The organism is Actinopolyspora sp. BKK2 (genome assembly GCF_011291845.1).
Lineage (GTDB): Bacteria > Actinomycetota > Actinomycetes > Mycobacteriales > Pseudonocardiaceae > Actinopolyspora > Actinopolyspora saharensis.
The window spans coordinates 94995-101896 of record NZ_JAANTE010000013.1 but is presented as its reverse complement, the minus strand read 5'-3'; the positions used below and the strand labels follow the sequence as shown (position 1 = coordinate 101896).

The following is a 6902-nucleotide window of genomic DNA, read 5'->3' as shown; positions in this document are numbered from 1 at the left end:
TGTCCTTTTCCGTGGAGATCACCAAGACCGAACCCGAGCCCGCGACCACAGGCGGGCAGGTCGGTGTGGACCTCGGGGTGAAGCACTTGGCGGTGCTGTCCACCGGAGAGACCGTTGCCAACCCGAAACACCTCGACGCCGCGCAGCGGGAGCTGCGCCGGTTGCAGCGCCAAGCCGCCCGCCAGCAGGGCCCGGACAAGCGCACCAAGCAGAAACCATCGAACCGGTGGCGCACAACCCAAGCCCGCATCGCCAAGCTGCACACCGCCGTGGCGAACGCGCGTCGGGACGGGTTGCACAAGCTGTCCACCCGGTTGGTGGCCGAGTTCGACACCGTGGTGATCGAAGACCTCCACGTGGCCGGGATGGTGCGCAACCGCCGGTTGGCCCGAGCCGTCTCCGACGTGGGCATGAGCGAGCTGCGGCGTCAGCTCGACTACAAAACCACCTGGACCGGCCGACAGCTCGTGGTGGCCGACCGGTTCTATCCCAGTTCGAAGACCTGCAACGACTGTGGTGCGGTGACAGCCAAACTGCGCCTGTCCGAGCGGACATTCACCTGCGATCACTGCGGCTACCGCACTGATCGCGACCTGAACGCGGCCCGCAACCTCGCGGGCCTGGCGTCCTCCCCGAGTTGCGGGGCGACGAAAAACGAGCCCGCTGGAAACCCACGTAAGACCAGCCCCGCTGGCAGCGGGTACCGCCACGGGAAGACCCCGACCCAACGGGCCGGGGCCAACGCCGCGTAGCAATACGACGGCTCAGGAACACCTTCACACGTTTCCTGAACGGTGAATGTGAAGACGGTGTTGCCATCCCGTGATCACGGAGTTCGGTGCACGAGATCCGGGGAGCACGGGGTGGCCGCGGCGAGCTCGTCCGCTCCGGAACGGGCGAGCAGCCGCTCGTCGTCCCGATTCAGCGTCGAGGGACAGCGCGCTGTCAGTGGCTCAGCCAGCAGTCGAGCACCCAACCGCGCAAGGGGTCGTTGCTCATCTCCACGAAACGCCACTGGTTGGAGGAGTAGTCGCCGCACGAGGCCCAGTCGCCGGTGGCCTCGTCGCCGTACAGCACGCAGTACTGTCCCTGGCTGGCGTACCCGTTGACCGCGGAGTCGAGGAAGGGCGCACGACGTACCCGGATGTTGGTGCCGAGGAAGTCGCCGCACTTCATCGGGGAGACCTGCTGCTCAGCTACGTGATTCTCGCTCCCCGCGGCCCCTTCGGAGGGGGCGGCCCAAGCGGGTGTCGCCGGTGCGAGGGCGAGCAGTGCGGCTCCGGCGGTGGCCAGGACGGTTTTCCCGAGTGTTTTCACGAGAGCTCCCGGTGTTCTCGATGAGATCCGTTCTGCTGTCGACGATTCTTCGTCGATCGACGCGGCAGAGCTTAGAGGACGTCGACGAGTACGTGCGGGGAAATCGCGAAAAACGGGAAGTCGGTTCGGTGCGGACCGGCGTCGTGGTGTTGCGGGAAGGCCCTGGAGGGGCGGCACTGTTTCGTCGCCGCTCGGTTCTCGTGAACGCTTCGGTGCGGTTCGCCGGGATGTGTCCGAGACGCCGCGGACGGGTCGTGCTCGTGGCTGTTCACGCTTCGGGCCAGCTCCGCGGACCCGATATGGGGAGGAGTGGCCCGAGCGACTACGCGCGGGCTGGGCCGCGCGGTTCGTAGGCCCAGTGCATCGCCGATTCGAGCGGGCCGCGCCGGAAGCGGCGCAGCCACCACGAGGCCAGCGTCATGAACGTGCCCACGACCGCGCACCACGCGGCGAGGACCCACCACGGGCGGGCGGGGTCGAGGGTCGTCGCGAGCCCGAGCCCCCAGCCGTAGCACAGCGCGCTGCTGAGCAGGTTCTGGAACACGTAGCAGGACATGGCCGTCCGCCCGGTCGAGGCCAGACCGCTGCGCAGTGGCCCCGGGCGACCGCTGGTGCGGTGCGCGAGTTCGACGATCAGGCCGAGCAGGCCGAACGCGACGACGGGCGGCAGGACGTAGCGGTCCACGAAGAACCACTCCTGCCCGGCGAAGGCGGTCACCAGGTTCGCCGGGACGCCGAGCCCAAGTCCCCAGCGGATCAGCCGGGTGCGGATCGCGGTCCCGTGCGGTGCGTCGGCGAACGCGCCCGCGCGCATCAGCTCGATGCCGGCCAGGAACAGGACCGTGCTCATCGGGATCACGATGACCAGCTCGGCCCGGTAGGTTCCGATCTCGGTGATGCGGGCCTGGAGCTGTTCGAGCCAACCGCCGTGGCTGTACAGCGTGGTGCCCGCCCAGCCCGGGGGTGACAGGGCGACGTGTCCGGTGTGCATCCCGAGGGTGAGCACCGTGATCATGCCGGTGTGCAGCAGCGCCGCGGTGGCCATCCACCAGTGCCGCACCTTCCTGCGGGCCCCGACGAGCACGGACACGTACATCGCCACCAGCGCGTAGCCCATGAGCACGTCGAACTCGAAGATCAGCAGGTAGTGCAGTGCTCCCTCGAGCAGCAGCAGCGCGCACCGCCACAGGTATCTGCCGGGCCATGCTCGTCCGCGGCGGCGCGCGGACTGGTACTGCAGCTCGAGCCCGACCCCGAACATGATGGACAGCAGCGCCACGGACTTGCCGTTGACGAGGAACAGCAGCAGCGATTCGACCACGTCGGCGAGTGATCCGTCGCGGTTGCCCATCGCCCGCAGCCATCCGGCGGGCCCGTCGGGGTCGGTGAAGATCCAGATGTTGGTGCCGAGCGTGCCCAGGATCGCCGCGCCGCGCACCAGGTCGAGTGCCTCGATGCGCTGCGTCGTGCTCGTCGTCGCGGCTTGATCCGGGGTGTGCGCGGGGCGTGTGCTGGGCGCGGGTCGCTGCTGCTTCACGCTCGTCGAGCGTAGGAATGCGGACGCGCGCAGTCCTGCACCCGCGGGTGGAGTCGCGGGTGGAGATCCGGTGGGAGCCTAATCCCGCGTCAGGCCATGCTCGTAGGCGTAGCGCACGGCCTCGGCCCGGTGGCGTGCCCCGATCTTGGCGAAGGCGTTGTTGATGTGGGACTTGACCGTGGCTTCGCCGATGAACAGCTCGCCCGCGATCTCGGCGTTGCTCAGTCCCGCGGCGATGAGCGCGAGCACCTCGCCTTCCCGGGCCGTGAGGCCGTCGGGCGGGTGGTGCTCGCGGGCAGCGTGCTGGGCTTCGGCGGAAGGCTCTCCGGCAGGGTCGGTCAGCGCCGCGACGAGCCGTTGCGAGACGGGGGCGTTGAACGTGGACTGTCCGGTGACGGCGGCGCGCAGCGCGGCCTCGATCTCCCCGCGTCCGGTGTCCTTGGTCAGGTAGCCGAGCGCGCCCGCCCGCAGCGCCGCGCTGATCGACCCGTCGTCCGAGTAGGTCGTGAGCACCACGACCGCGATCTCCGGGTGCTCGGCGCGCAGTCGTTGCGTCGCCTGAACACCGTCCAGCACCGGCATCCGCAGGTCCATCAGCACCACGTCGCAGGGGACGGTGGTGATCAGTTCCAGTACCCGGCTGCCGTCGGCGGCGCTGCCGACCACCTCGACACCGTCGATCAGGCCCAGCAGCGCGACGAGTCCTTCGCGGGTGATCTGCTGGTCGTCGGCGACGATCACTCGGATCGGGTTCGCGGTCACCGGTGGCTCCCCTCGGTCACCGGGACGTCGGCGGTCACCGACCACCCTCCGGCCCCGTCCGGTCCTGCCGTTAAGCGCCCATCGACCAGCGCGAGGCGTTCGCGCATCCCCGTGAGCCCGAAGCCCTCGGCGCGGTGGCTCCGGTTGTCGTCGGGGTCGTCGTCGAGCGGGGCCGGGGAGTTCGCTGCTTCGGGCACACCGGCATTGTGCACCCGCAGCCGGATGGAGGACTCACCGTAGTCGAGGGTGATGGCGATCGCGGCTGTCGGGGCGTGCTTGGCCGCGTTGGTCAGCGCCTCGCGGGCGGTGTCGAGCAGGGACACCGTCACCCCCGACGGCAGGGAGCGTCCGGTTCCGGTGGTGTGCACCGATACGTCGGTGTGCTGATCGCGTCGGTGGTTGTCGGCCAGTTCGTCGAGCGCCGCGGGCAGCGAGGGGATGTCGCGGCGCAGCGCCGCTACCGCGTTGCGTGCTTCGGCGAGTCCGTCGGCGGCCAGTCGTCGGGAGCGCCGCACGTGCTGCAGCGCGGTTTCGGGGTCCTTCTGCTCGTTCAGCAGTGCTTCGGCGACCTCCAGCTGCATGCCCAGGCCTCCGAGGGAGTGCGCGAGCACGTCGTGCATCTCCCTGGCGATCCTGGCGCGTTCGTCCAGAGCGGCGGCTCGTGTCCGGGCCTGCTGTGCCTGGCGGAGCTCTTCGAGCAGCTGCGCCGTGCGCTGCGCGTGGATCTGGTACTGCCGCCTGCTGAGCCCGAGCAGGATGAGCACGAGCATCACGGGGATCGCGCTGAGCAGCACGATCGGAGAGGTCTCCGAGGTCAGGACGGAGGCGCTGACCAGGGTCATGTCCAGTGCGCAAACGCCGGCGATGAGCCGGGCGCCGGGGGTGGGGTGCGAGGCGAGGATCCCGACGGAGACCGCGGCGATGATGATCGCCGTGCCCTGCGCGGTGCCGACGGTTGCCGAGGACAGCACCGAGCACACGGCCAGCGCGGTCGTGGCGCTGCGTGGCGAGTACCGCTCCGCTCCCAGGAACGCCACCCAGCACCCCATGCTCGTGACGAGCGCGGCCGAGATCCACAGCGGCGGGCCCTGCCGCAGCACGGTGAAGAGGGGCCAGGCCAGCAGCAGGGTGCTGAGCAGCTCGGCGATCCACCAGGTGCTGGAGTAGTGGTCCATGAAACGCGGCGTGCGGGCAGACCGTGCGTCGGTGGTCATGCGCTGCTCCCGGGGTCGAGGTCGTCCGTGGCACGTCGGCGTCACGGCGCTCGCCCGGCCCGCCGTGCCCCAGCGCTTCGGCGTCCGGCGTCGTTGTGCGATCGCCTGTGGAGGCCGCCGGTTCGGGGGTGCGATCGTAGTAGTGATCGCGGTGCCGGGGGTGTCCGTGGTGGGGACCATCGCCCCGGCGAACGTGCGGCCCGGTTTCCTGTCCGCCAATGTGGAATCGCTGTTCGTCGGTGCGGTCCTGCTGGTCGTCGGTTTGGTTCTGGCGTTCACCGCGGAAGGGGCGGCTGCCCGTCGTCGCTCCGGACGGGGGCGGTGTGGTGCTGGCGGTTCTAGGTTGGGTCGAACTGGTCGTCACGGCCGGGGCGATGCTCTTTCCGCCGCGGAGCGGTGATCTCGACCGAGAGCAGCGGTCGGTTGTGGATCGCCGACAGCACTTGTGCTCGTCAGCCTGGTTCACGCGGATGTGGCGGTGGTTCTCTGGGTCGGGTGTTCGGCAGGCGTGCTGAACCCCGCGTGAACGTCATCGCGCGAACGGATGACCGTTGGTGGACGAGGTCGTCAAATGGGGGCAGGTGTCATTGCCGCGGAGTGATCACCGCGTCCACCGTGTGCGGTGAGACTGATCGAGGCGATACCCGAAACGGTGGGTATGCGACGGGGGAAGGGGGCGGTGTCATGCCGCTGCGTTCGTACGGTGTTGTGACGGCTCGCGTGGTGGACACTCGTCGTGAGGGCAGTTCCGACGACACGCCGCACTACCAGATTCATCTCGTCGACGACGGGGGAACGCACTACCGCGCCGCGGTCAACGTTAAGTCCGCGCAGCCTCCGTGGGAGTTGTTGTACTTCGCCGCCGAGGACTTCCGGCATTCGTTGATCGAGCAGCTGCCCGCGGCGGGCTCGGGGTGGAACGCCCTGTCGTCGGAATCGGGTGGGGCGAGCCTGGACTACGTCCGTGCCGATCTGGTGGAGCGTTCGCAGATGCGTCCCGTGCCTCCGGACGTCGACGGGGCCGACAACGATCTGGCCGATTTCCTGGACCGCTACGTGAACCGGGCGCAGCAGGATTCGTCGGCCTACGCCTACGTGTTCGGCGAGCCGTGGGGGCCGGAGGAACAGCCGGACAAGGTGTTCGGGTTCGAGCCGGGCAACGGTGTGCACAGCGTGCACATGAACCAGGGCAACAGCGAGGAGTACCGCGAGGACGACGGCGTGTGGCAGGACGGTGGGTTGCTGCTGCACTTCGCCGAGGAGGACCGCTGGGTGGCCATCTTCCTGGCGTTCCAGAGCCAGTCGTGGAACACCGACGACGAGACCGGGCACGCGCCCGAGAGCGAGGTGTCGCGGCCGGAGCAGAAGGCCGCGGTGTGAGCGGCGGCGTCGCGCAGGCCACGGGCGGGGCGGGGAATCCTTCCGCTGTTCGGGTCGGTTCCTCGTCGCCGTCCTCATCGCGCTGGCCGGGTTTTCGGCGATATCGGCGGAATTCACCGCCGACTGGCCCCGGTCGACAGACCGCTGTCGGCAGACCGCTGTCGGCCGGGGTACCGGAGGGTGCCCGCGGCTGGCTCGGCGGTGTTTGGCCCGGTTGCTTCCGCTGCGTTCGAGCGTATTTCGCCCACCACGGTGCTCGGATCCCTGCTACGTTCGGAAACCCAGCACGGGAAGGAGCCGAACGTGGTCAAGCCGGTGGGTAACTGGGAAACCGTCGTGTGGAGCTCGGTGGCGGTGATGCTGGTGTGTGCCGTGATCACCGTTGTGGTGCAGAACGATCCGTCCGGAATCCTGGGCATACTTCTGGCTGCGGCTGCGATGCTGTTCGCCGCAGCGGGGCAGCGTCGACGGACGCGGCAGCGGTCCACTCACTCCTGAAGCGACGATCCCGGGCAGTTGTGGTCGGGCTGCTGTTGGCGGCCCTGGTGGTGTGTTTCTTTTCCACGATTGCTCGTGAGCGAGTCCGCGCTTTTCGCGGGGTCTTCGCGGGGGCGCGACTGGTTCCCCGTTCCGGGGGATTCTGCACAGCAGAACGAGCTGTTCCGCGAGGTATGAGTCGCCGCACGATGGGT

The 6902-nt window shown here is 69.0% G+C and carries 7 protein-coding genes; 3 read left to right on the top strand and 4 right to left on the bottom strand.

The features are described from left to right. The coding region (locus G9Q41_RS20665; protein ID WP_165633838.1) for an RNA-guided endonuclease TnpB family protein at positions 1-752 on the top strand (752 nt) is incomplete at its 5' end. A 193-nt stretch (positions 753-945) separates the two neighbouring features. Here G9Q41_RS20665 and G9Q41_RS20660 read toward each other — a convergent pair. The 4 genes from G9Q41_RS20660 to G9Q41_RS20645 all read right to left on the bottom strand — a co-directional run bounded on the left by G9Q41_RS20660 (position 946) and on the right by G9Q41_RS20645 (position 4830). After that, positions 946-1317, bottom strand: a complete 372-nt coding sequence (locus tag G9Q41_RS20660; RefSeq protein WP_092520927.1) for a hypothetical protein — start codon at positions 1315-1317, stop codon at positions 946-948. Between the two features lie 322 nt (positions 1318-1639). Continuing rightward, positions 1640-2854: a DUF418 domain-containing protein gene (locus tag G9Q41_RS20655; RefSeq protein WP_347567623.1), complete on the bottom strand. Its 1215-nt coding sequence runs from the start codon at positions 2852-2854 to the stop codon at positions 1640-1642. 78 nt (positions 2855-2932) lie between these two features. Further along, a complete protein-coding gene (locus G9Q41_RS22810) occupies positions 2933-3616 on the bottom strand; it encodes a response regulator transcription factor (protein WP_165633839.1) in 684 nt (227 codons plus the stop codon). Then, positions 3613-4830 (bottom strand): histidine kinase, encoded by a 1218-nt coding sequence (locus G9Q41_RS20645; RefSeq protein WP_165633840.1) that lies wholly within the window; start codon positions 4828-4830, stop codon positions 3613-3615. The genes G9Q41_RS22810 and G9Q41_RS20645 overlap by 4 nt, the downstream gene beginning before the upstream one ends. A 684-nt stretch (positions 4831-5514) precedes the next feature. On the opposite strand from G9Q41_RS20645, the gene G9Q41_RS20640 reads away from it, so the two are divergent. Continuing rightward, the gene (locus G9Q41_RS20640; RefSeq protein ID WP_165633841.1) at positions 5515-6210 is read left to right on the top strand and encodes a YukJ family protein; all 696 of its coding nucleotides are present in this window, start codon (positions 5515-5517) and stop codon (positions 6208-6210) included. 180 nt (positions 6211-6390) lie between these two features. Beyond that, positions 6391-6708, top strand: a complete 318-nt coding sequence (locus G9Q41_RS20635; RefSeq protein WP_165633842.1) for a hypothetical protein — start codon at positions 6391-6393, stop codon at positions 6706-6708. The last annotated feature ends 194 nt before the right edge of the window (positions 6709-6902 follow it).

Excerpts from the sequence above, each read along its gene's own strand:
- G9Q41_RS20645 (WP_165633840.1), bottom strand. The coding sequence starts at position 4,830 with ATGACCACCGACGCACGGTCTGCCCGCACGCCGCGTTTCATGGACCAC.
- G9Q41_RS20640 (WP_165633841.1), top strand. The coding sequence starts at position 5,515 with ATGCCGCTGCGTTCGTACGGTGTTGTGACGGCTCGCGTGGTGGACACT.